The 23,011-nt window shown below is 68.5% G+C and carries 21 protein-coding genes; 12 read left to right on the top strand and 9 right to left on the bottom strand.

All coding sequences use genetic code 11. The features are described 5' to 3' along the window. Positions 1–15 precede the first annotated feature (15 nt). Positions 16–660, top strand: coding sequence for a response regulator (locus ACWELJ_RS07830; protein ID WP_452365407.1), 645 nt, complete (start codon positions 16–18; stop codon positions 658–660). Here ACWELJ_RS07830 and ACWELJ_RS07825 read toward each other — a convergent pair whose 3' ends face one another. Both ACWELJ_RS07825 and ACWELJ_RS07820 read right to left on the bottom strand, forming a co-directional pair. After that, positions 661–2,187 (bottom strand): alpha/beta fold hydrolase, encoded by a 1,527-nt coding sequence (locus ACWELJ_RS07825; protein WP_452365406.1) that lies wholly within the window; start codon positions 2,185–2,187, stop codon positions 661–663. An 11-nt stretch (positions 2,188–2,198) separates the two neighbouring features. After that, on the bottom strand, positions 2,199–3,374 hold the full coding sequence (locus ACWELJ_RS07820; RefSeq protein ID WP_452365405.1) for a serine hydrolase domain-containing protein: 1,176 nt from the start codon (positions 3,372–3,374) through the stop codon (positions 2,199–2,201). A gap of 222 nt (positions 3,375–3,596) precedes the next feature. Between ACWELJ_RS07820 and ACWELJ_RS07815 the strand changes: the two genes are divergently transcribed. Both ACWELJ_RS07815 and ACWELJ_RS07810 read left to right on the top strand, forming a co-directional pair. Next, positions 3,597–4,445, top strand: coding sequence for an SDR family oxidoreductase (locus tag ACWELJ_RS07815; protein WP_452365404.1), 849 nt, complete (start codon positions 3,597–3,599; stop codon positions 4,443–4,445). Between the two features lie 57 nt (positions 4,446–4,502). Further along, the gene (locus tag ACWELJ_RS07810) at positions 4,503–4,694 is read left to right on the top strand and encodes a hypothetical protein (protein WP_452365403.1); all 192 of its coding nucleotides are present in this window, start codon (positions 4,503–4,505) and stop codon (positions 4,692–4,694) included. A gap of 86 nt (positions 4,695–4,780) precedes the next feature. Here ACWELJ_RS07810 and ACWELJ_RS07805 read toward each other — a convergent pair whose 3' ends face one another. Further along, positions 4,781–6,682 carry a glycosyltransferase gene (locus tag ACWELJ_RS07805; protein ID WP_452365402.1) on the bottom strand — a complete coding sequence of 634 codons (1,902 nt, stop codon included), beginning with the start codon at positions 6,680–6,682 and terminating at the stop codon, positions 4,781–4,783. Positions 6,683–6,801: 119 nt separating this feature from the next. Beyond that, positions 6,802–7,305, bottom strand: coding sequence for a GtrA family protein (locus ACWELJ_RS07800; RefSeq protein WP_452365401.1), 504 nt, complete (start codon positions 7,303–7,305; stop codon positions 6,802–6,804). A gap of 98 nt (positions 7,306–7,403) precedes the next feature. On the opposite strand from ACWELJ_RS07800, the gene ACWELJ_RS07795 reads away from it, so the two are divergent. Together ACWELJ_RS07795 and ACWELJ_RS07790 are read left to right on the top strand one after the other, a co-directional pair. Next, complete coding sequence (locus tag ACWELJ_RS07795; protein WP_452365400.1) at positions 7,404–8,375, top strand: glycosyltransferase; 972 nt, start codon at positions 7,404–7,406, stop codon at positions 8,373–8,375. Beyond that, positions 8,372–9,937, top strand: a complete 1,566-nt coding sequence (locus ACWELJ_RS07790) for a DUF2142 domain-containing protein (RefSeq protein ID WP_452365399.1) — start codon at positions 8,372–8,374, stop codon at positions 9,935–9,937. The genes ACWELJ_RS07795 and ACWELJ_RS07790 overlap by 4 nt, the downstream gene beginning before the upstream one ends. Before the next feature lie 80 nt (positions 9,938–10,017). On the opposite strand, the gene rfbB is transcribed toward ACWELJ_RS07790, so the two are convergent. Continuing rightward, complete coding sequence (rfbB, locus tag ACWELJ_RS07785; RefSeq protein WP_452365398.1) at positions 10,018–11,022, bottom strand: dTDP-glucose 4,6-dehydratase; 1,005 nt, start codon at positions 11,020–11,022, stop codon at positions 10,018–10,020. 435 nt (positions 11,023–11,457) lie between these two features. On the opposite strand from rfbB, the gene ACWELJ_RS07780 reads away from it, so the two are divergent. After that, a complete protein-coding gene (locus tag ACWELJ_RS07780) occupies positions 11,458–12,174 on the top strand; it encodes a hypothetical protein (RefSeq protein WP_452365397.1) in 717 nt (238 codons plus the stop codon). A 150-nt stretch (positions 12,175–12,324) separates the two neighbouring features. Here the strand turns inward: ACWELJ_RS07780 and ACWELJ_RS07775 are convergent, their stop codons facing one another. Continuing rightward, a complete protein-coding gene (locus ACWELJ_RS07775; protein WP_452365396.1) occupies positions 12,325–13,326 on the bottom strand; it encodes an alpha/beta hydrolase in 1,002 nt (333 codons plus the stop codon). Between the two features lie 248 nt (positions 13,327–13,574). Here ACWELJ_RS07775 and rfbA point away from each other — a divergent pair, with 248 nt between their 5' ends. Together rfbA and ACWELJ_RS07765 are read left to right on the top strand one after the other, a co-directional pair. After that, positions 13,575–14,450: a glucose-1-phosphate thymidylyltransferase RfbA gene (gene rfbA / locus ACWELJ_RS07770; protein ID WP_452365395.1), complete on the top strand. Its 876-nt coding sequence runs from the start codon at positions 13,575–13,577 to the stop codon at positions 14,448–14,450. 2 nt (positions 14,451–14,452) lie between these two features. Beyond that, positions 14,453–15,019: a dTDP-4-dehydrorhamnose 3,5-epimerase family protein gene (locus ACWELJ_RS07765; protein WP_452365394.1), complete on the top strand. Its 567-nt coding sequence runs from the start codon at positions 14,453–14,455 to the stop codon at positions 15,017–15,019. 110 nt (positions 15,020–15,129) lie between these two features. On the opposite strand, the gene ACWELJ_RS07760 is transcribed toward ACWELJ_RS07765, so the two are convergent. After that, on the bottom strand, positions 15,130–16,620 hold the full coding sequence (locus ACWELJ_RS07760) for an MFS transporter (protein WP_452365393.1): 1,491 nt from the start codon (positions 16,618–16,620) through the stop codon (positions 15,130–15,132). A gap of 60 nt (positions 16,621–16,680) precedes the next feature. On the opposite strand from ACWELJ_RS07760, the gene ACWELJ_RS07755 reads away from it, so the two are divergent. Then, positions 16,681–17,097 (top strand): MarR family transcriptional regulator, encoded by a 417-nt coding sequence (locus tag ACWELJ_RS07755; protein ID WP_452365392.1) that lies wholly within the window; start codon positions 16,681–16,683, stop codon positions 17,095–17,097. Positions 17,098–17,106: 9 nt separating this feature from the next. Here ACWELJ_RS07755 and ACWELJ_RS07750 read toward each other — a convergent pair whose 3' ends face one another. Next, entirely contained in the window at positions 17,107–17,979 is an 873-nt protein-coding gene (locus ACWELJ_RS07750) for a helix-turn-helix domain-containing protein (RefSeq protein WP_452365391.1), read from the bottom strand. 106 nt (positions 17,980–18,085) lie between these two features. Continuing rightward, entirely contained in the window at positions 18,086–18,658 is a 573-nt protein-coding gene (locus ACWELJ_RS07745; RefSeq protein ID WP_452365390.1) for a DUF4282 domain-containing protein, read from the bottom strand. Positions 18,659–19,031: 373 nt separating this feature from the next. Here ACWELJ_RS07745 and ACWELJ_RS07740 point away from each other — a divergent pair, with 373 nt between their 5' ends. The 3 genes from ACWELJ_RS07740 to ACWELJ_RS07730 all read left to right on the top strand — a co-directional run bounded on the left by ACWELJ_RS07740 (position 19,032) and on the right by ACWELJ_RS07730 (position 23,008). Further along, a complete protein-coding gene (locus ACWELJ_RS07740) occupies positions 19,032–19,499 on the top strand; it encodes a hypothetical protein (protein WP_452365389.1) in 468 nt (155 codons plus the stop codon). Positions 19,500–19,690: 191 nt separating this feature from the next. Continuing rightward, positions 19,691–21,979: a molybdopterin-dependent oxidoreductase gene (locus ACWELJ_RS07735; RefSeq protein WP_452365388.1), complete on the top strand. Its 2,289-nt coding sequence runs from the start codon at positions 19,691–19,693 to the stop codon at positions 21,977–21,979. A 411-nt stretch (positions 21,980–22,390) separates the two neighbouring features. Continuing rightward, positions 22,391–23,008 (top strand): pyridoxamine 5'-phosphate oxidase family protein, encoded by a 618-nt coding sequence (locus ACWELJ_RS07730; protein WP_452365387.1) that lies wholly within the window; start codon positions 22,391–22,393, stop codon positions 23,006–23,008. Positions 23,009–23,011: the final 3 nt, after the last annotated feature.

Here is a 23,011-nt window from a genome sequence, read left to right as displayed (position 1 = left end):
CGAGGTGGTGGCGACATGCGGGTGGTGATCGCCGAGGATGACGCGCTACTGCGGGAAGGTCTGACGCTGCTGCTGCGGACCGCCGACATCGATGTGGTCGCGGCGGTCGACAATGCCGACGACTTCTTGCGGATCGTCACCGCCGACCGGCCAGACGCGGTGGTGGTGGATGTGCGGATGCCGCCCACCTTCACCGATGACGGGCTGCGGGCGGCGGTGCGCGCCAGACAGATTCATCCGGGCCTGCCGGTGCTGGTGCTCTCGGCCTGGGTCGAGGACAGCTACGCCGCCGAACTGCTCGGCGACGGGGCGGGCGGAATCGGGTATCTGCTCAAGGAGCGGGTCGGGAAGGTGGATCGCTTCCTGGATTCGCTGCGGCGGGTGGCCGAGGGCGGGACCGCGATGGATCCCGAGGTGATCGCGCAACTGCTGGTGCGGCGCAAGACCGACGATCCGCTGGCGGCGCTGACCCCGCGCGAGCGGGAGGTGCTGGCGCTGATGGCCGAGGGGCTCGACAATGCCACCATTGCCGAGCGCCTCGTGGTCACCGAAGGCGCTGTGCTCAAACACATTCGGAGCATCTTCGCCAAGCTGGGGCTGTTCGCCGACGAGGTCGGGCACCGGCGGGTGCTGGCCGTCCTCGCCTACCTGAACGCCTGATCACTCGTCGCGGCAGCCGAGGTCGGCGGCGGGCAGGATGCCTTCGGCCAGGTAGGTGTTCACGGCGTCGTAGACACAGGTGTTCGGGTAGCGGCCCAGGATCGAGTGGATGGCGACGTCCTGCAACGTCACCATGCGGGATCCGGTCAGCGCCCGGTGCATGGCGAGCGCACCGCCGTAGTTGGTGCGGGTGTCGCCGGTGGCCTGGATGATCAGGCTCGGTACCGGATTGCCGATGGCCGTGGGTGATTCGGCGGGCGGAGCCCAGAACGCGCACGGCGTGATGTTGTTCGCCAGCGCCCCGAAGACCGGCTGGGTGGCCCGGGCGGCCTCGAGATTGTGCCAGTACCACGCCGGATCGCGGGGTGCGCCGACATCCCCGCAGAGGACCGCCATCGCGGGCGACATATCGCGCGGCTGGGCACGCAGAATCACGGCCAGGCTGCCCGCCAGGTTCTCGTCCGGCTCGATCCGCTTCCCGTCGGCGGCGTCGGCCAGGTCCCGGATCTGTTGTGCGGCCCGGCCGTAGTTCTGCGGGGAATCGAAGGCGATGTAGAGCACCAGGGGCAGGGAGTGCGCGTCGACGTCGAAGTCGCCGATCCGGATCGGTTCGGCGGCGGCGCGGGCGATGAGCCGCTGGACCAGGTCGCGGACGGCGGACGCCGACACGCCCAGGTGGTATTCGGCATCGTGTTCGGCGGTCCAGGCCGCCCAGGCGTCGAGCGCGGCCTCATTGGGCGCGCCCATGTCCTGCACCATGCCGACCACGCCGTAGCGGTCGGGGTCGACACTGCCGTCCAGCACGACGCGGTCGGCCCGGTCCGGGAACATCTGCGTGTACACCGCACCCAGATAGGTGCCATACGAGGTGCCCACGTAGCTGATTCGATCCTCGCCGAGCACGGCGCGGATGACATCCATGTCCCGCGCGGTATTGCGCGTTGTCATGTGCGGCAGCCGCTCCCCCTCGGCGGTCGCGCACCGCGCCGCCAGATCCGACTGGGTGGCCACGGATTCGGCGAAACCCTTGGCGTCGATTCCCGCGAACTGCAGTCCGAAGCCGGTCGGCCAGTGGCAGTTCACCGCCGCGGACCGCCCGACGCCGCGGGGATCCATGCCGATCAGGTCGTAGCGGGCGCGGACCTCGGGCGTCATGGCCTTGCTGGTGTCCACGAAATAGTCCAGGCCCGCGCCGCCGGGTCCGCCCGGATTGGAGAGCATGACGCCGCGCCTTCGCTCCGGGTCGGTGGCGGGGATGCGGGAGATGACGACAGTGGTCGTACGGCCCTGCGGCTCCGCGTAATTCAATGGCACGGTGATGTCGGCGCACTGCCCGCCCATGCCGTCGAGGCCCGGAATGTCACAGGATTTCCAGTCGAGTCGCTGGTGGTAGTAGCGGTCCAGGGACGCCGCGGTGGCCGGCGGCTCGGTGACGGCGGCGGCGATGAGCGCGGCTCCCGCCGCCAGCCCGGTCACCGCGAGCGCGGCCAAACCTTGTCGAGTGCGGGCGATCTCGCGAAAGCGCACAGTGGTTCCTCTCACGAGCAGAAGGCGGAGTCGAAGACCTTGGTCACGACCTCGGAGGCATCCCGGTCGGCCAGCAGCTGATTGACGGTCACCACCACGGCGGTGCCGTCGGCGGCCACCCCGGTGTGGGTACCGAAGCCGGGAATGCTGCCGCCGTGGCCCCACACCTCCTTGCCGCACGAGCTCGCGTGGCGGATCAGGCCGAGCCCGTAGCCGGAGCCGGGTTCGCCGCGATCCCAGGGGACCGTCTTCTTCATCTCCGCCAATTGCGCTGCGGGCAGCAGCTTCCCGGCGAGCAGGGCGGTGAAGAATCGGTTCAGGTCGGCGGGGGTGGCGATCATCGCGCCCGCGGTATCCGCCCAGGACGGGTCCAGGTCGGTGAAGTCCTCTCGGTGACCGTCGATTTCGTGATATCCGCGTGGATGCGGTCCGCGAATCCCGGTCTCGCGCGAGTTCGGGAAGTAGGTGTCGCGCAGGCCCAGCGGCGTCAGGATGCGGCTGTCGATCTCGGCGGCGGCCGGGCGCCCGGCGACCTGCTGGATCAGCATGCCGAGCAGGATGTAGTTGGTGTTCGTGTAGACCGAGCGCGCGCCGGGCTCGAATTGCGGCGGCATGGCCATGGCGATGCGGACCAGGTCCGCCGGTTCGTAGTGGGACCGGCGGAGCTGATCGGAATCCGCGGTCAACTGCCCGGAGCCGGGCGCGGCGGGGTCCCGGCCGGCCAGATATTCGGGCAGGCCGCTGGTGTGCTGCAGCAACTGCCGGACGGTGACGCGGTTGCCGTCATTGCCGTCACCTCGCACCACGCCCGGCAGATAGCGTTCGATCGGAGCGTCCAGTTCGATCTTGCCCTCGCCGACCAGCTGCAACACCACGGTGGCGACGTAGGTCTTGGTATTGCTGCCGATCCGCACCCGCGCATCCTCGGGGATGGGTGCGCCGGTGCTCAGGTCACCCGCGCCCGCGGTCAGCACGTGATGACCGTCCGGCCCGTCGAACACCACCTGCGCGCCCGGGAAGCCGCTACGGACCACGCCGTCGAGCGCCTCGGTGATGGTGCGATAGAGCCCCTTGCGAGCGGATTCGCCGCTCCCGGGGTCGGTGCCGCACGCCTGGGCCGCGAGGACGGCCAGGACCCCGATACCGGCCAGCAGCACCCGGCCGCGTGGCCGCCGCATTGCGCTCATGGAAGACATTCCTCCTGTTCAGACCGGGTTTTCCGGTCCTTCGAGGCTATGTACGCGGAGGGGTGCGGTCCATGCCCCGGGCACCCGAATCGCGGTCGCGCCGGCAGCCGGGCGGGGGTAGCGCCAGCACTACCGCCCGAGATGCGAGAGTTCCGCCCCACTGACCCGGTCAGGCGCGGATGATCGGATTCAGGGCGACAACAGCAGAAGAGGAGTGGATCCATGACCGGAGCACGGAAGCCGCTGGCGGGCCGGACCATGATCATGTCGGGTGGTAGTCGCGGGATCGGGCTGGAGATCGCCAAGCGGGCGGCGGCCGACGGCGCGAACATCACCCTCATCGCGAAAACCGATGCGCCACACCCGAAGTTGCCGGGCACCATTCACACCGCGGGGGCGGAACTGGAGAGTGCGGGCGGCACCGTCCTCAAATACCTCGGTGACGTGCGGGACGACGAAGCCGTCGCGGACGCGGTACGGCAGACGCAGGAGCGGTTCGGCGGGATCGACCTGGTGGTGAACAACGCCTCTGCCATCGACATCTCCCCCACCGAGCTGCTGCCCATGAAGAAGTACGACCTCATGCAGGACATCAACTGCCGCGGCAGCTTCCTGCTGTCCAAGCTCAGCATCCCGGCCCTGAAGGACTCCGCCCAGGCCGGGCGCAATCCCCACATCCTCACCCTGTCGCCGCCGCTCAACCTGGACCCGAAGTGGGCGGGCATGGCCCTCGGCTACACCATCGCCAAGTACGGAATGTCGCTCACCACACTGGGTTTGAGCGAGGAGCTGCGCAAGTACGGCATCGGCGTGAACTCGCTGTGGCCGCGCACCACCATCGCGACGGCGGCGGTCAAGAACCTGCTCGGCGGCGAACAGATGATCGCCACCTCCCGCACCCCCGACATCTACGCCGACGCCGCCTACCTGGTCCTCACCTCCCCCGCCAAGGACACCACCGGCAATTTCTTCATCGACGACGAAGTCCTTGCGGCGCACGGCATCACGGATCTCGACAGGTACCGCGTGACCCCCGGCGACGCCCCGCTGACCACCGACCTGTTCCTCTGACCTCAGCCGATCGCGACGGCCTCCCGCTCGGCGAGCTCTCTCAGCGTGAGCAGTTGCTTGCGGGCCCTTGGCCCGCAACGTGATCTGCTGCTCGACGGCGCGCCCGGCACCGAGTTCCGCGACCGCCTGGCCCGCATGAACGAACCCCTGTTCGCGCAGCTGCGCCGCCACGCCCACGCCCCCGAACTCCCGGAGTGGCTGGAGGCCGACCTCGCCGCCGCCGCCCGCACACTGCTCACCGCGCGCTGACCCGGCGAGCCGGATCGGCGAGACACTCGCCGCGGAAATGAAACATGGCCCGGGACAGGATGTCCCGGGCCATGTTCAGCCGAATATCAAGCGGTCTTGTCGATTCCGTAGAGACGTTCCCAGTTCTCGCGACTGGTCAGCTCCGGCATCGCGCCCCGCCAGCGGCGCTGCAGGTCCGGCAGCTCCTTGCGGAGCTGACGCAGCACCCGGTAGGCGCGGATCAGCAGGCGGCGGGCGGTTTCCTTGTCGCGCACGCGGACTCGGACGCCGGACTGCGAGGCATCGGTGACGACCACGTGGTTGAACAGGCCGACATGCCACCAGTGGGCGTCCTCGCGGGTGACCGCGACGGGGCCGGGGATGACGCGGCCGGTCCACTGGTTGAGGGCGCGCTTGTACAGCACCAGCAGCGGGTGGCTGGGCTCACCGCCCGCCCGGCGGACGTGCAGGTGGGCGTTGGGGACCGGGGAGGTGGCCGCCGGATGCTTGGCGGTCTCCGGGTAGTCCGAGCGGGAGCCGCGGGCCTTGGCCAGCGCCTCGATGCCGCCGTCGCGCAGGATCTCCGGGCCCTTCAGGTAGTCCTCGATGCCCTGCAGGGTGGTGTGCGCCAGGCCGTACTGCATGCCGACCAGGTACTCGCTGATCTCCCGGAACAGCTGGCGGGTAATCGATTTCGCGTCCAGGTCGTGGTGCAGGGAGGACACGATGAGCGAGTTGCGCGAGGAGAAGTAGCGCGCCCAGTCGTCGAAGTCCTTCCAGTAGAAGTCGGCGTGCCACACGGCGGCGTTGGGCAGGGTGACGGTGACGAAACCGTTCTCCCGCGCGCGCAGGCCGTATTCCACGTCGTCCCACTGGAAGAAGATCGGCACCGGCAGCCCGATCTTCTTGACCACCTCGGCCGGGATCAGGCACGTCCACCAGGCCTGGTAGCCGGCGTCGACGCGGCGCTCCTGGTGCTTCTTGAGCATGGAGGTGTTGCGCAGCGCCTTGGCCACCTTCTGGCCGTGGCGCAGCTTGCCCAGATTCGTCTCTTCCGCGCCGACATTGAGGAAGTCGGGGTTGAACAGGAACAGCATCTGCGCGCCCACCAGGGTGGGTTCCACGGTCAGGTTGGCGAAGGCGTTGAGCCGCAACACCGTTTCCGGCTCGCACAGGATGTCGTCGTCCATCAGGATGACGTCGGCGTGCTCGTTGGCGCCCGACACCTCGTAGAGGCCGCGGGTGAAACCGCCCGCGCCACCGAGATTGGGCTGCCGGATGTAGCGCAGCTTGTCGCCGAACTGGGGCTGGGTCTCGGCGAACAACGCCTGGTCCTGCACCAGGTCGGTGCCCTGGTCGACCACGTACACGGCGTCGATGAGCGACAGCACGGTCGCGTCGGAGGCCAGCGCCGCGACCGTGTTCGCGCAGTCCTGGGCCCGGTTGAAGGTGCAGATGGCGATGGCCACCGGGCGCACCTGCTCGGGCGCGGCCGCGGTCCACTCCAGATCGGTGATCACGGCCTCACCGCCGAGCGCCTCGATCTCCAGCCAGATCGCGCCGCCGTCGACGTACATGTCCAGCGGGGCGAGCAGCGTCACCCGGCCGGTCTCCTGCACCACGGCGGTGTCCACCACCCGGCGGTGTCCGGCGATGTCGGAGGCGGCCAGCCGCACCCGCACCTTGCCGGTCACCTCGAGGGTCAGGCCCACCTCGACCTCGGTGACCTTGGTCCAGCGCTGCCAGTACGCGGCGGCAAAGCGCCCGAAGTAGGTATTGGTATTGACCGACGCGCCCTTCTCCAGGCGCAGGGTCCGCCGTTCCCGGGTGACCTTGCCCTTGGTCACGGCGTACAGGTCATCGCTGATCTTGGGGGCGGGACCGCTGAAGATGCCGCGAGCCAGCACCATCCGCTCCGGCGCGGCGTGTTCCGCGCGCAGGGTCGCGGGCGCTTGCGCGCTCTCCTGGTCCTCGGTTTCGGTCACGGCCTGCCCAGCCGACGCATCCATGAATCCCTCGACATCCTTTGAATACTTAGACACCGGCTCATCCGACGTGGTCCCACGGCGAGCCGTGCACTGTTCAACACAGGGCCACTGTCACGCTCGGCGGCCCGACAATATCAGTGTCAGGCGTTATTCGTTCCCGTGGCCGGATTGGTGAAGACGAATTTCCCGTAGGCCCAGAATCGGAAGCCCATGGCGACGGCCTGGCCGATCAGCGTGCCGGAAACGTTGTCCGCCAACGGACTGTCCAGTCCGAGCACATAGCGGGAGAAGCCGAGACAGCCCAATTGCAGTCCGATGGCCATCACATTCAGCGCGGCGTAGGTCAGAATGTGCCGGGCCCCGGTATCGCCCTCGTGATCGGAGTAGGTCCACCACTTGTTGCCGAAATAGGTGACCACCGTGGCCACGCCGATCGCGATGATCTTGGCGACCAGCGGGAGATGGAACAACGGCCCCTCGCCGCCCAGGAAAACCAGCAGGTTGTAGGTGCCCGCGTCGACCACGAAGCCGATCGCGCCGACCACCAGGAAGGCCCCGCCGCGCTGCAGCAGGGCCCGGACCTTCCCGGTCAGGGAAGTATTCGGCGACGACACGCTCACCGCCGTGGACTCGTTCGCGGACACCGGCCGACGGTACCCCAACCCCGCAAGACCCATATATCTGTGACGGTCGGGTACCCTCCCCGGTGTTCATATTCGCCTCCGATCAGAGGATTGACCGGGTGGACTCCACCGAGCTTCGTATAGCCGCCATCGTGCCGTGTCACAACGAAGAGGCCGCCGTCGCGAAGGTCGTCACCGACCTGCAGGCCGCCGTCCCGGGCATCGTCGTCTACGTCTACGACAACCTGAGCACCGATGCCACCGCCGAGAAGGCGCGCGCGGCCGGGGCGATCGTGCGCACCGAGAACCGCAAGGGCAAGGGCAATGTGGTGCGCCGCGCCTTCGCCGATATCGAGGCCGATGTCTATCTGATGGTCGACGGCGACGACACCTACGACGCCGCCGCCGCGCCGGAGATGATCCGCACCCTGCTCGCGGGCCCCTACGACCACGTGCTGGGCGTGCGCCGCGAGGTCGAGGCCGGGTCGGCGTACCGGGCCGGGCACGAGACCGGCAACAAGGTGCTCAACGGCGTGGTCGGCAAGGTGTTCGGCGAGAACGTCGAGGACATGCTCAGCGGCTATCGGGTCTTCTCCCGCCGCTTCGTGAAGTCGTTCCCGGCGGTGTCGCGCGAGTTCGAGATCGAGACCGAACTGACCGTGCACTCGCAGCACCTGGGCGTTCCGCAGACCGCCGTGCCGGTCGGCTTCCGGGACCGGCCCGCGGGCAGCGAATCCAAACTGCGCACCTACAGCGACGGCTTCAAGATCCTGCGCCTGATCGTCGGCCTGGCCCGGCACGAGCGGCCGGTCGCCTTCTACGGCCTGTTCGGCACGCTGTCGTGGCTGGTGTCGCTGGTGCTCATCACGCCGATAGTGATCGAGTTCTACGAGATCCACCAGGTCCCGCGCTTCCCGACCCTGTTCCTCGGTTTCACCCTGCTGCTGCTCGGCAGCCTGGCCTGGACCGCCGGCCTGATCCTGGACGGCATCCGCCGCTCCCGGCACGAGGCGGCCCGCCTGATGTACCTGCGGTACGCCGCGGTCGGCGAGACCGAACCCGGCGGCCACTCCGGCGGTTCGGTTCGATGACGGAGAGCACCACCATCGCGGCACCCGAGAAGATCCCGGCCGAACCCGACCCCGCGGCCGCGCCGGCCGACCCGAAGACCGCCGGGCCGCGCCGCGCCGCGATCGGCATCGAACGCCGATTCGGTTCGGCCGCCGTGGCTTTCGTGCTGATCGCGGGCATCTTCGGCGCGGTGTGGTCGGTGCTCACGCCCCCGTTCTGGGGCCACGACGAGATCACCCAGTTCGGTAGGGCCTACCAGGTCGCCCATGGCGGGTTCCTGCCCCAGAAGATCCATGACGACCGCGGCCCGGCCTGGGGCGGTGACGTGCCGGTCAGCATCGACGCGCTGATGAGCTACGCCTTCACCGACTATCAGGACAACCCGGACGAGCCGGAGCCCATGGTCCTGGACCCGCACGTCTACGACCAGCTCGGCGCGGCCGCCGTCTCGGCCGAGACCACCCCGGTGTGGTTCACCAATACCGCGGCCTACTCCCCGATCCCGTACCTGCCGCCCGCGGCCGGCATCCGGATCGCCGAGGCCCTCGACCTGAACGTCGGCGGCATGGTGCTGGCCACCCGCTGGGCCGGACTGCTCGCCTACCTGCTGATCGTCGGCTTCGCGCTGCGCGCGCTGCGCGGGCACCGGGTGCAGTGGCTGGCCTTCACCGTCGCGGTGCTGCCCATCGCGCTGTTCCAGGCCGGGACCGTCACCGCGGACACCGTCACCAACGCGCTCGCCCTGCTGGTGTCGGCGCTGGTGGTGAAGGGCCTGTTCCTGGGCGAGCGGCTGAGCAAGCCGGAGACGGTGGCCGCGCTGGCCGCCACCGTGCTGCTGCCGGTCTGCAAGCCGACCTACGTGCTGATCGCCATGCTCACCGTGCTGATCCCGGCCCGCCGCTTCGGTTTCGGTGACGGCGAGCGGGTCGCGATGTGGCAGCGGGCGCTGCCGTGGGCGGCCGCCGGACTCGGCGCGGTGTCCTTCGCGGGCTGGATGAAGATCGCCGCCCCGACCGGTGACGGCATGAGCCTGATGCGGCCCGAGAAGCAGTGGGGCACGGTGCGGCCCGGCGACCAGCTGCACGGCATTCTCAGCGACCCGTTCCACTTCCTGCGGATCTTCGGCGACAGCATCGCCCGCCGCGACCAGCACTGGTTCACCCAGTTCTTCGGTGAGCTCGGCTTCTCCTACGTGGAGGTGCCCGCCCTCACCATCCTGGCGGCGCTGCTGGCCTTCGGCATGAGCCTCGGTGCGGCCGAGCGCTTCTCGCCCGCCGGCGCGGACCGCAAGCGGACCTGGCTGGTGCTGCTGACCATCGCGGCCAGCGTGGCCATGATCTACGTGACGCTGTACATGTCCTTCACGCCGGTCGGCTACTTCATCATCGACGGTGTGCAGGGCCGCTACTTCGTGCCGCTGGCGGTGCTGGGCCTGGCGGTGCTGCTGCGCTGGGTGCCCTTGCGACTCGCCGACGCCGCGGGCCGGGTGCCGGCGCGGGCGGCGGCGTTCACCGTGGTGGCGGCCACGTCGGTGGCGCTGATCGCGGCCGTGGTGAAGTACTCGACCCTGGTCTGGGGCTGACCCGGAACATCTGTGACCTGCGATGATCAACGCCGGGGCGAATTGCCCCGGCGTTGCTGTCCGGGTCGGTCAGGACCGGTCTAGATCACCTTTTCGCCCGCGTCGGCGTACGCGGATTCGGTCGCGGCCTTCTGTGGCCGCCACCAGGATTCGTTGTCCCGATACCAGTCGATGGTGGCCGCCAGGCCCTTGCGGAAGTCCCGGTACTCCGGCTCCCAGCCCAGTTCGGTGCGCAGCAGCGAGGCGTCGATGGCGTAGCGCAGGTCGTGGCCGGGGCGGTCGGTGACATGATCGAAATCGTCCGCGGCGCGGCCGAATGCCTCCAGGATCAACTCCACCACGGACTTGTTGTCGCGTTCGCCGTCGGCGCCGATCAGATAGGTCTGGCCGATTCGCCCGCGCTCCAGGATTTCCCAGACCGCGCTGTTGTGATCGTCCACGTGGATCCAGTCGCGCACCTGATGTCCGGCGCCGTAGAGCCGGGGCCGGACACCGTCGATCAAATTGGTGATCTGACGCGGGATGAACTTCTCCACGTGCTGGTAGGGCCCATAGTTGTTGGAGCAGTTGGAGATTGTGGCCCGCACGCCGAAGGAACGCACCCAGGCGCGGACCAGCATGTCGCTGGAGGCCTTGGTGGCCGAATAGGGACTCGACGGGTTGTAGGGCGTGTTCTGATCGAATGCCGCCGGATCGTCGAGTTCCAGGTCGCCGTACACCTCGTCGGTCGAGATGTGGTGGTAGCGCACCTGATGGCGGCGCACGGCCTGGAGCAGCGAATAGGTGCCGACGATATTGGTCTGGACAAAGGGCCACGGATCGGCCAGCGAATTGTCGTTGTGCGATTCGGCGGCGAAATGCACCACCGCGTCCACACCCCCGACCAGGCGATCCACCAGCGCGGTATCGGCGATGTCGCCGTGCACGAACTCGATTCGGTCCGCGACCGGGTCGAGTGAGGCGCGGTTGCCCGCGTAGGTGAGTTTGTCCAGCACGGTGACGTGGACACCCGCGCGCCGCGTCACCGTCTGGTGAACGAAGTTCGCGCCGATGAAGCCGGCCCCGCCGGTTACGAGCAATCGCACACCGAAACACTACGACGGCCGTGGCGAACCTCGGCGGTGGGTCCGGGAAGTTGCCGTCCCTTACACCTGCGGGGCGGCCCGCGTGCGCGGAATCGGTCATCCCGTTGAAACAAATGTACTTAATTGAAAGAGGGCCGCTCGGTCTACATTTCGCAATTCGATGCCCCGGCCGCGACATTCGCGCACCCAACGTCACGACTGCGACATTGACGCATGTGACCTTCGTCACAAGGACGTGCGGAGGTAACGGTAACGACGATCGTATATCTGCGCGAAAACCTTTCCTACGCAGGACTTTTCCCCTACCTTACGAACCGCGCGATCGACTTGGTGAACAGAATTTGAACGAACGGTCACAACGGGTTCACCGCTCGTTAGCTGTCCTCGATTTCGATTCGTGTTGTCCCCCCGAGCTCTTCGATGAGGTTTCAACAAATGCTGATGAGGAAATTCGCCGCCACCGCGGCGCTGGTGTCCGCTGCCATGGCCGTTACCGCCGGCACCGTGAACGCCGCCCCCGCCGAGGAAGCCGGCGCGATCAACTACACCGCCACCGCCTCCGAGACCAACACCATCATCCGCACGGACGCGGGCTCGATGGCTGTCGAGAACGGCAACTTCGTTATCAAGGCCGCCAACGGCAACATCGTCGCCGGCATGCCGCTGAAGCTGCAGGTGGACGACTTCACCTTCCCGATCGCGGCGGAGATCTCCGACCACACCGCGACCCTGACCCCGCAGTACGACATGGACCACGCCACCTACACGCCGCAGAACGTGAAGGATGTCGCCCTCCCCTACGAGGACCAGGCTCCGTGGAAGTCGGACTACGACCGTGAGCAGGCCGCCTGGAACCGCATGAAGGACACCATCGCGCTGGGCGCCACCGTCGCCACCCTGGTCGGTGGCCTGGGCGCCGCGGCCGTCGGCTGCGTCCTCGGCTTCGGTGTCGCCGGTCTGGCCTCCGCCCCGCTGGCCGCGCTGTTCGGCGCCGGCCCGGTCATCGGCTGCCTCGTCGGCGCCTCGACCATCGGCTTCCTGGGCACCATCGCCGGTCAGCTGTTCATCACCGCGCCGGTCGCCATCGCCGCCGCGATCCAGTACTTCACCACCATCAACGGCCCGCACATCTCCCCGGCTCCGGCCAAGTAGTACTTCGGCCCCGGCCGAGTAACCGCGCGCTGTACGTCGAAACCCCCGCCCGGATCATCCGGGCGGGGGTTTCGTGTTGTCGAGGGATGTGGGGCCCGAGGTCTGCGCCCCGAGCCCCACATCATCGAATCACGCTGTGCGCATGACGATTCACGCTGTGCGGGCGATGCTCGCGGATTCGATGCGCTCGCGGACGAACCGCGCCACGTGCGCCAGGGCGGCTCGGCTCTCGGGCATATTGGGGAAGATGGCCGGGAACGCGTGCACCTGGCCGCGCCAGATCTCCAGCGTGGCGGGCACACCCGACTGGGCCATCCGCTGCGCCATCACCTCGCTGTCGCGGCGCAGCACCTCGTCCTCGGCGATGATGAGCAGCGCGGGCGGCAGGCCCGCGAGCACATTGTTGACCGGTGACATGCGGGGATCCAGCCGGCCGTCGACCTCCGCGCCGATCTTCACCACGGATTCCAAGGCGGACAACGGGATCAGGGCGTCGCGGTGGTAGTTGGGGTGGGCGCGCTTCTCGGCACAGTCCAGGTCCAGCGCGGGGCTCAGCCCGACCAGGCCGGCCGGGACCGGGAGTCCGGTGTCGCGGGCGCGCAGGGCGGTGGCGAAGGTCATGTAACCGCCGGCGGAGTCGCCCGCGAACACCACCCGCTCGGCCGGAACCCCGTGTGCCAGCAGCCATTTGTAGGCGGTCAGGCAGTCGTCGACGGATCCGGAGATGTCGGTCTTGGGCAGCTGCCGGTATTCCACACTGACCACCGGCAGTCCGGTGCGCCGGGCCAGGGACGCGACCACCGGGCGGTGGGTGTCGAGGCCGCACAGGAAGAAGCCGCCGCCGTGCATGTACAGCACCGCACCGTCGCGCAGGGATTTGCTGGCCCCGGCGGGTCGCACGATCTCGATGCGGAAGCCCTTGAGCCGCACTTCCTCCCGCTCCACGCCGCGCGGACTGGGGCGCAGTTTGGCGAGGCTGTTGATCACGGTGCTGACTACCGGCATGGAACCGACGGTGACCGTCGCACGGTCGCCGGCGGGCCGGATGACGGTCCGGGAGAAGGCGGTCAGGGTGCGCGCGGCGGCGCTGATACGGTCCGGGTTCTCGACTTCGTCGCGGGCCACAGCGGTCCCGTCATAGGGCATTGCCATCGCGCACCTACCTCGTTGTTGGCGCGCCGAGCCGTTCGACCGGAAGGACCGATTGGCTGGCTCGGCACCCGGCGCGCGGAGAGTCGGCGCTGACATCTCACATAGCGTTGTTTCAGAACACCATGGGAACGTGACCTACGCAACAGTTATCGCCGGATTCGTCCGCCGGTAAACGGCCGTGATCGATCTGAGGTCCAGTCGGAACCTGACCGCCACGGTTCGCGGCAGAACTGGCAGACTGTCGTGACATGCGCGGAATCATCCTGGCCGGGGGCACCGGATCACGGTTGCACCCGATCACGCGCGGGGTGAGCAAACAGCTGGTCCCGGTGTACGACAAACCGATGGTGTACTACCCCCTGTCCACCCTCATGCTGGCGGGGATCCGGGACATCCTGGTGATCACCACCCCCGAGGACGCGGACGCCTTCACCCGGCTGCTCGGCGACGGCAGCCGCTTCGGGGTGAACATCTCCTACGTGGTGCAGCCCGAACCCGACGGCCTGGCCCGCGCCTTCGTGCTCGGCGCCGATCACATCGGCAATGACAGCGCGGCGCTGGTGCTGGGCGACAACATCTTCCACGGGCCCGGTCTGGGCACCCAGCTGCAGACCTTCCACGATCTGGACGGCGGCGCGGTGTTCGCCTACCGGGTCTCCGACCCCACCGCCTACGGCGTGGTCGAATTCGCCGACGGCCGGGCGATTTCCATCGAGGAGAAGCCGGCCAAGCCGCGCTCCAACTACGCCATCCCGGGGCTGTACTTCTACGACAACGACGTGCTCGCCATCGCCCGCGACCTGAAACCGTCCGACCGCGGCGAATACGAGATCACCGACGTCAACCGCGCCTACCTGGAGCAGGGCCGCCTGCGCGTGCAGGTGCTGGCCCGCGGCACCGCCTGGCTCGACACCGGCACCTTCGACTCCCTGCTGGACGCGGCCAACTACGTGCGCACCATCGAGGAACGCCAGGGCCTGAAGATCGGCGTGCCGGAAGAGGTGGCCTGGCGGCTCGGCTTCATCGACGACGGGCAACTCGAGCGGCTGGCGCAACCCCTGGTGCGCTCGGGCTATGGAAAGTACCTGATGGACCTGCTGGGCCACGGGCGAACCTGGGAGTAGGCATGCGGATTCGGGAACTGTCGGTGCCGGGCGCGTGGGAGTTCACGCCCCGGCTGCACGGAGACGACCGCGGCGTCTTCTACGAGTCGTTCAAGGCCTCGGAGTTCGAGAAGGCGACGGGCCGGCCCTTCGATCTGCTGCAGGTCAATATCTCCACCTCGGCCGCGGGCGTGCTGCGCGGCATCCACTACACCGAGACCCCGCCCGGCCAGGCCAAATACGTGACCTGCGTGCGCGGCGCGTTCCTGGACGTGGTGGTGGACCTGCGCCGCGACTCCCCCACCTTCGGGACCTGGGACGCGGTCGTCATCGACGATGTGGAGCGCAAGTCGGTGTTCCTGGCCGAGGGGCTGGGGCACGCGCTGCTGTCGCTGGCGGACAACTCCACCGTGAACTACCTGTGCTCGCTGGAGTACTCCCCCGAATTCGACCGGGACCTGGACGCTTTCGACCCGGACCTGGCCATCGACTGGCCGACCACGGGCCGCGACGGCGAGCCGCTCACCTTCGTCCGCTCCGACAAGGACGCGGCGGCCCCGCGCCTGGCGGATTTGAAGCTGCCGCACTGACTTCCGCCCGAATGCCGAAAGCCGAGGCGCACCGTGAGTAACGGTGCGCCTCGGCTGTTTTCGGGATGCCGGCCGGACCCGTGTGAGCGGCAGACCCGGTCGGCGGGTGACTAGCCGACCAGTTCGACCTCCGCGTCGTGGTCCGCCTGCCGCGCCCGGACCTTCGGGAGGAAGGCCGAGAGTGCGACCAAGGCACCGACGATGGCGACGCCGGCGGCGAACTCCAGGCCCGGCCGGTAGGTGTCGAGCATGTCGGCCGGGGTCGGGTGGCTGGGCACCGACGAGGTGACGATGGCGGTGGTCACCGCGAGCACGATGGCCGCGCCGACCTGCATGGCGGTCTGCAGCACACCGGCCGCCAGGCCCTGTTCGTCGTCGTCGATACCGCTGGTGGCCTGAATATTGATGGCGGGGAAGCCGACCCAGCCGATGCCGACCAGCAGCACCGCGGGCAGCAGCACGGTGAGGTAGTCCGGCGCGGTGTCGATGCGCAGGTACAGCAGGTAGCCGATGCCCATGATCACCATGGTGACCGCGATGATCGGGCCGGTGCCGAAGCGGTCGACCAGCTTGTCGGAGACGAAGGCCGAGGCGACCACCAGCAGGCCGACGGGCAGCAGCGCGAGCGCCAGCTTCAGCGGCGACCAGCCGAGGGTGTCCTGCAGGTACAGCGTGGTGATGAACTGCCAGCTGAAGTACGAGCCGCCGACCGCGATGATGGCCAGGCTGGCCCGGACCAGGGTGCCCTTGCGCAGGATGCCCAGCCGGACGAGCGGGTAGCGCACCTTGTTCTCGACGTAGACGAAGGCGGCGGCGAGCACGGCGACGGCGACGAACGAGCCGATGGTGCGGACCGAGGCCCAGCCCGCGGCGGGCGCGGAGACGACGGTGTAGACCAGCAGCAGCATGGTGGCGGTGGACAGCAGCGCGCCCAGCAGGTCGTGGCCGCCCTCTTCGGCGGGCTTGTCCTGGGGGACCAGGAAGTACGCGGCGGCCAGGGCGGCGAGCGCGATCGGGACGGGCAGCAGGAAGGTCCAGCGCCAGCCGAGTCCGGTCATCAGGCCGCCGAACAGCAGGCCCATGGAGTAGCCGCCCGCGCCGAACACGGTGTAGATGGACAGTGCCTTGTTACGGGCCGGTCCCTCCTGGAAGTTCGTGGTGATGATGGACAGTCCGGTCGGCGCGGTGAACGCCGCGGCCAGGCCCTTCACGAAGCGGGTCAGGATCAGCAGCGCGGGCGAACTGACCAGCGCGCCGGCCAGCGAGGCCAGGGCGAAGACGGCGAGGGCGATCAGGAAGACCTTGCGGCGGCCCAGCAGGTCGGCGGTGCGGCCGCCGAGCAGCAGCAGGCCGCCGTAACCGAGCACGTAGCCGCTGACCAGCCACTGCAGGGTGGAGGTTTGGATGTCGAGTTCGGTGCCGATCGAGGGCAGCGCGACGCCGATCATCGAGACGTCGAGGCCGTCGAGGAACAGCACGATGCACAGGGTGATGAGCATGCCCCAGAGCCGGGCCGTCCACTGCGTGGTGTCGGCCGCGGTGCTCACTGCGGGGCGGATCTCGGTGGAAGTCACGAGAGAGGACGGTACATGCACGCGCATCAAATGCACAAGCATTTAATGCGGTGGCATGATTTTGCGAGAGCGACTAGGATGACCCCCATGCCGAAGCCGACAGTGCCCGTCGACCGGCCTGTGACAACGTCTTTCGAGACGTCGGGGCTGGTGGGTGAGTGGCGCGAGCTGCTGGCCCGGCACGCGTCCACCTCGTGCGCCCTGGAGAAGGAACTGCAGGGCCGCCACCACATCGGGCTCAGCGAATTCGAGACGCTGGACCGCCTCATCGAGTCCGGTAGCGACAGCTACAAGATGAGCGATCTGGCCAATGACATCTACCTCAGCCAGAGCGCGCTCTCGCGCACGGTGGCGCGGCTGGAACGCGACGGCCTGGTGGATCGCACGCTGTGCACCAACGATCGGCGCGCGATCTTCGTCTGCGTGACGGCGAAGGGGCGCGAACTGTACGAGCAGGCCGCGCCCACACACCGTGCGGTGCTGGCCCAGAACCTGGGCCGGTGAACCCGCGCCCTAGAGCGCGGCGCGCACCGATTCGATGATCGGAAGCGCGTCCACCGCAAGGGAACTCACCGAGGCGAAGGCCTCGCGATAGCGGGCCACCTCGGGCTCCTTGTCGAGATACGAGGATCCGGTCAGCGATTCCACGTACACCACCGGCGGTTCGGTGGGTTCGCCTGCGGCGGTGGGGAATTCGAGCAGCACGAAGCGGCCCGCGTCCATGCCGTTGTGGTATCCGCACTCGGCGCGCAGCAGGCGCAGCCGGACATTGGGCAGCTCACCGAGCTTGTGCAGCCGGTCGAGCTGGCCGCGGGTCACCTCGTCACCGCCGACGCGGTGCCACAGCACGGCCTCGGAGATCACCACATCCAGCTGCAGCGGCGAATCGGCGCGGGTGAGCAGGGATTGGCGCGCGGTGCGCACCCGGACGCGGCGGTCCAGCTGCTCGGGCGAGATGCCGGGGTAGGCCCCCGCCAGCACCGCCCGGTAGTACTGCTCGGTCTGCAAAAGCCCCGGGACCAGCTCGTTCTCGTAGCTGATCAGCTTTCCGGCGGCTTCCTCGAGCCCGATGTAGACCTCGTAGCCCTCGTCGATCACGTCGCTGAACTCGGTCCACCAGCCGCGCGCCTTGGTCTCGCGGGCCAGCGCGGTGAGCGGTTCGATCGCGTCCTCCGGTGCGCCGTAGATCCGGCACATGGCCTCGACATCCAGACTGCGTAAAGACGTCTGGCCGGTTTCGATGCGCCAGATCTTGGCCTCGGACCATTCCAGTCGCTGCGCCGCCACCCTGGTCGTCATGCGCGCGCGATTTCGCAGGTCGCGCAGGTGTCGGCCGAGCTGCCGGCGCGGCACGGTCGATCCGGTAATCCCCTGCGGTAGAGCCATTCGTCCCCCTATACCAGTGTTGCGATCGCATTGTTGCACAGGAAAACTCAGCGATCCATGGACGCGGGACAGGCTCCGGCACGGACGGAACGGGCCGCTACCCAGGCTACTTCCGGGAGGACCTTCGGCGGAAGCGCCAGAATTGCACTGCCTGAACGTCTTTGGACAACTGATTGACCGGTTCGGCCACATCCGAGAGCGCCTGGAACAGATCGTCGGCCATATCGGAAATGTGCTCGACCCGCGCCGCCAGCCGGGACGCGTTGAGCACGAATTCCAGCAGCAGGCGCACCACCGCGGCGATCACCAGGCCCAGCGGCACGGCGAACACCACCGCGAACACGATCCCCAGCCACGCCGAAATGCGCCACAGCCCTACGGTTCCCACGATCGGGATGGCGAAAGCGCCCGCCAGGCCCAGCAGATACGCCAACGGCAGCAGGGTGCGGGTGGCGGCGCGGTGAAATTGCAGGTCGAGCAGGGCGCGGGCGGCATCCACGCTCCAGGCGCCGAAAGCGCCTGGGCTGGTGAAGGGTTCGACCGGCTCCTCGGGGTCCTCGCCCTCGGCGAGCCGGCGGGACATGCGACGGGTGGCGGCCTCCTTGAAGGCGGCCCAGCGGCCTTCCTCGATGAGCTCCTCGAGCTCCTCGAGTTCCAACTCCCCCGGTTGTTCGGCCATGCCGACGATCTCCTCTCCCGCAGACCTGTTCGGCCGATTCTGTGTCTCCGGTTTCGGCCGATTCAGTGTCTCCGGTAACGCCGGAGGCCCGCACGACGAGAGAGTGTGTTGTAGAACACGTCACGCCGGCAGGCCGATGACGGGCTCCGCACCGAGTGACAGCGCCCTTGACGCGTTGTCGCAGGCAGAGCCGGTCGGGCGACCAGGTGTCTCAGGTGCGCCACGGCCACTTTCGGGCCGAAGCGGACTGGACGAACGACGTTCTGCGACAAAAACGGACTCGAGGTGGAAAAGGGTATGTAACGCCCTGAACCCCCCGCTCCGATACGCCACGCAGAGCAGGAACTAGATCTACCGGGGAATGGAGAAACCAGTGCGTACGACGTTTTCGTCAGCCGTTGCGGAATCTGCGCAGGACTACATCCAGCGCGGCTGGACGGTCGCCGAAACCGCCAATGGCGTTTGCCTGGTCACCGACGAGAACATCGCGGGCATCGAGGTCACCGGCGACACCGCCGCGTTCGTGCGCCGCTACCTGCGGGCCAACGACCTGACCGGCCCGGTCATCGAGATCCCGGGCGCCGAGCGCCGCGAGATCCACCTCGTCACCGGCCTGGCCAAGGCCACCCGCGCCATCGAGGCCCTGCGCGAGGCCGGCGTGGTCGTCTACTCCGACGGCGCGGGCATCCCGCTGCCGCCGAGCAAGCTGTCCGCCGGCGCGGCCTGCTGGGGCGTCGCCCCGCACGAGGCCCGCTGGATCCCGCCGGTGGTCGCCATCGCCGCCGGCGTCCGCGCCGCCGCCAAAGGAGCCCGGCCGCAGGCCGCTCGTATCGCCTCCTGACACCGGCTCGACGAATAACGCGAAACCCGCGAGTGCTCCCCGGCGCTCGCGGGTTTCGCCGTATCCGGGTCCGAACGTTGCGAATTAAGAGATAACGGACATCAGCCCAGGCCTCGCGATTGCCTGCTCCCCCATCACGATTCGCCCGCCGCGGGTGTTTCGCCCGATCCGCGTCCGGGCGATCATTGGGTATGACCCACGTCACGGACAGCCCCCGGACCGCACCGGGTGATCATCGGACGGCACTGCGCACCTGCCCGCTCTGCGAAGCGGTGTGCGGCCTCGAACTCACCCTCGACAGCAGCGACCGCATCGTCTCGGTGCGCGGTGATCACGCCGACCCCTTCAGCAAGGGTTTCGTCTGCCCCAAGGGCGCGACCCTCGGCCACCTCGACGGCGATCCCGACCGGCTCACGCGGCCCATGATCCGCGACCGCGCCACCGATACGTGGCGGGCTGTCAGCTGGGACGAGGCCTTCGGGGTGATCCGGGAGCGGCTGCCGCAGGTCTCGGCCGCGTACGGCAATCAGGCGGTGGGCCTGTACCTGGGCAATCCCAACGCGCACACGGTGGCCGGGGCGCTGTACGTGCCGCTGCTGATCCGGGCCCTGGCCACCCGCAGCCTGTTCTCGGCCAGCACCGCCGACCAGATGCCCAAGCAGGTGTCGAGCGGGCTGATGTTCGGCGATCCGCTCACCGTCGCGGTGCCCGACCTGGACCGGACCGACTATCTGCTGATGCTGGGCGCGAATCCGCTGGAGTCCAACGGATCGCTGTGCACCGCACCGGATTTCCCGGGCCGGTTGAAGGCGCTGCGGCAGCGCGGCGGCCGGTTCGTGGTGGTGGACCCGCGCCGCACCCGCACCGCCAAGCTCGCCGACGAGCATCTGTTCGTGCGGCCCGGCAGCGACGCCTACCTGCTGTTCGGGATCGTGCACACCCTGTTCGCCGAGGAGCTGACCGACCTCCGGGTCGAGGTGACCGGGCTCGACGAGATCCGCGCCGCCGCGGCCGATTTCCCGCCGGAGCTCGTCGCCGCGCGCACCGGGGTGCCCGCCGAGACGATCGCGCGGCTGGCCCGGGAACTGGCCGCCGCGCCCACCGCCGCCGTCTACGCCCGGATCGGCACCTGCACGGCCGAGTTCGGCACGGTGACGCAGTGGCTGGTGGATGTGGTCAATGTGCTGACCGGCAATCTGGATTCGCCCGGCGGGGCCATGTTCGCGACCGGGGCCGCGCTGGGCATCGTGCGGTCGCGGCCGTTCCGGACCGGGCGCTGGGGCAGCCGGGTGCGCGGACTGCCCGAGGCCATGGGCGAACTGCCGGTGGCGACGCTGGCCGACGAGATCCTGACCCCCGGGGAGGGGCGGATCCGGGCCATGGTGACGGTGGCCGGCAATCCGGTGCTGTCCGCACCCAGTGGCGCACGCCTGGATGCCGCTTTCGCGGGTCTGGAATTCATGGTGAGCGTCGATCGGTACCTCAACGAGACCACCCGGCACGCGGACGTGATTCTGCCGCCTCCGCGCGTCGCACAGTCTCCGCACTACGACTTCGCGCTGCTCAATTTCGCGGTGCGGAACTACGCCCGCTACTCGCCGCCGGTGGCGCCGCTGGGCCCGGACGAATTGTCCGAGGCCGAGGTGCTGGCCCGGCTGGCGCTCGCGGTCAGCGGGCAGGAGCCGCAACCGGGGCTGGATCCGCTCACCGTGGTCGACGAGATCGTCATCGCCGGGACCCTGCACAAGGCCGGGATGGCGGATCGGCGCGCGGAACTGCTCGGGTCGAACACCACCGAGCAGCGGCTGGACCTGATGCTGCGGCTGGGGCCGTTCGGCGAGTGGGCGAACGCGGCGAACGCGCCCGCGGCGGCGGCCGCTTCCGGCGCTGCCCCCGGCTCCGCTTCCGAGGAACCGGCCGAGGACTGGGCGGGTCGGCTGAATCTGCGCGTGCTACTGGACAATCCGCACGGCATCGACCTCGGTCCGCTGCGCCCGCGGCTGCCGGGCGCGCTGCGGACGGCCTCGCGGAGGGTGGAGCTGGCACCCGCGCAGCTGCTGGCCGATGTGGCCCGGCTGCGGGCGCGCGCGCAGGACCGGCGGCCGGAGATGGTGCTGGTGGGGCGGCGGCAGCTGCGCTCCAACAACAGCTGGCTGCACAATGTTCCGCCGCTGGTGGGCGGGTCGAACCGGTGCACGCTGCACATTCATCCCGAGGACGCGGCGCGGCTGGGGCTGGACGGGCGGGCGGTGGTGAAGTCGGCGGCGGGCACGGTGACCGTGGAGCTGGAGCCGACCGAGGACATCATGCCGGGGGTGGTGAGCCTGCCGCACGGCTGGGGGCACGAGGACAGCGCGCAGGCGGTCGCGCGGACCCATGCCGGGGTGAACGCCAATGTGCTGACCGATGATTCGCTGGTCGATGTCCCGTCGGGGAACGCGGTGTTCAACGGGGTGCCGGTGACGCTCACCCCGGCGTGATTCCGGAGCCGCTTCGAAAAGACCTTTCGGTATTTATGTTTCGAGTACCGAAGATCAGCGCCACCTAGGGGGATGAAAACCGTCGAACCCGGCGCGAAGATCTGCAAAATGGACAAAACAGGAATGCGAAATCCCCGCGCCCCCTGGGGATCTCGCATACCCTCGCCCCGAGACGATCGGCAGCATCCCCGCAGCTAAGGGACGAAGGTCCCTTGTGAGCGGTTCCATCCGGGAGGATCCTCGCAACGGGAAGGTTTGTCCGGCATCAGTCGAAGCAGCCCCACCAGGGCAGATATGCCGGATCACGCATTCGCCACACGAAAATAGTTAAACCGTATAGGATTTCGGGTGGCCGAAGTTCGTGGCCGAGCCTCTTCCATCCGGTATTTCAGCTACCAAAGGGGGCGCACGATGCCCGGGGTCAGAAACGGCAGCGACGGCGAGCGGGAACTGCAGGAACGGTACGGCACCGAGGACCGCGCGGAGCGCTTCTACTCCGATCAGGTACGGGATCGGCTCAATACCCACATGATCGATTTCATCCGCCGGATGGATATGGCCTTCATCGCGACCGCCGACAAGCACGGCGAATGCGATGCCAGCTTCCGCGCCGGCAATCCCGGCTTCCTGCACGTGATCGACGAACGCACCGTCGCCTACCCCGAATACCGCGGTAACGGCGTGATGGCCAGCCTGGGCAATGTGCTCGAGAATCCGCACGTCGGCATCCTGATGATCGACTTCGTGCAGGATCTGATCGGCCTGCACGTCAACGGCACCGCCCGCATCGTGGACGACGCGCTCATGCGCCGCTGCGTCCCGGATCTGCCCGCCGAATCCCGCGGCCGCATGCCGGAGCGCTGGGTGGTGGTCGATGTGGAGGAGGCCTACATCCACTGCCGCAAGCACATTCCGCACCTGGTGCCCGCGCAGCGGGAGGCCCGGCAGTGGGGCACCGACAATGTGCGCGCCAAGGGCGGCGACTACTTCCGGGCCAAGGAAGAGACCAGCGCCCTCGTCGAATCCTGAGCC

The sequence above is a fragment of the Nocardia sp. NPDC004582 genome (genome assembly GCF_053602115.1).
The sequence above is the reverse complement of the archived record's forward strand: the minus strand, read 5'-3'. Positions and strand labels throughout refer to the sequence as shown.

Bases quoted from the DNA above. Each gene is read 5' to 3' on its own strand.
- ACWELJ_RS07805 (WP_452365402.1), bottom strand. From the start codon at position 6,682: ATGGATGCGTCGGCTGGGCAGGCCGTGACCGAAACCGAGGACCAGGAG.
- ACWELJ_RS07730 (WP_452365387.1), top strand. From the start codon at position 22,391: ATGCCCGGGGTCAGAAACGGCAGCGACGGCGAGCGGGAACTGCAGGAA.
- ACWELJ_RS07830 (WP_452365407.1), top strand. From the start codon at position 16: ATGCGGGTGGTGATCGCCGAGGATGACGCGCTACTGCGGGAAGGTCTG.
- ACWELJ_RS07735 (WP_452365388.1), top strand. From the start codon at position 19,691: ATGACCCACGTCACGGACAGCCCCCGGACCGCACCGGGTGATCATCGG.
- ACWELJ_RS07790 (WP_452365399.1), top strand. From the start codon at position 8,372: ATGACGGAGAGCACCACCATCGCGGCACCCGAGAAGATCCCGGCCGAA.
- ACWELJ_RS07815 (WP_452365404.1), top strand. From the start codon at position 3,597: ATGACCGGAGCACGGAAGCCGCTGGCGGGCCGGACCATGATCATGTCG.
- ACWELJ_RS07780 (WP_452365397.1), top strand. From the start codon at position 11,458: ATGCTGATGAGGAAATTCGCCGCCACCGCGGCGCTGGTGTCCGCTGCC.
- ACWELJ_RS07750 (WP_452365391.1), bottom strand. From the start codon at position 17,979: ATGGCTCTACCGCAGGGGATTACCGGATCGACCGTGCCGCGCCGGCAG.
- ACWELJ_RS07765 (WP_452365394.1), top strand. From the start codon at position 14,453: ATGCGGATTCGGGAACTGTCGGTGCCGGGCGCGTGGGAGTTCACGCCC.
- ACWELJ_RS07755 (WP_452365392.1), top strand. From the start codon at position 16,681: ATGCCGAAGCCGACAGTGCCCGTCGACCGGCCTGTGACAACGTCTTTC.
- ACWELJ_RS07760 (WP_452365393.1), bottom strand. From the start codon at position 16,620: ATGCGCGTGCATGTACCGTCCTCTCTCGTGACTTCCACCGAGATCCGC.
- ACWELJ_RS07820 (WP_452365405.1), bottom strand. From the start codon at position 3,374: ATGAGCGCAATGCGGCGGCCACGCGGCCGGGTGCTGCTGGCCGGTATC.
- rfbA (WP_452365395.1), top strand. From the start codon at position 13,575: ATGCGCGGAATCATCCTGGCCGGGGGCACCGGATCACGGTTGCACCCG.
- ACWELJ_RS07745 (WP_452365390.1), bottom strand. From the start codon at position 18,658: ATGGCCGAACAACCGGGGGAGTTGGAACTCGAGGAGCTCGAGGAGCTC.
- ACWELJ_RS07775 (WP_452365396.1), bottom strand. From the start codon at position 13,326: ATGGCAATGCCCTATGACGGGACCGCTGTGGCCCGCGACGAAGTCGAG.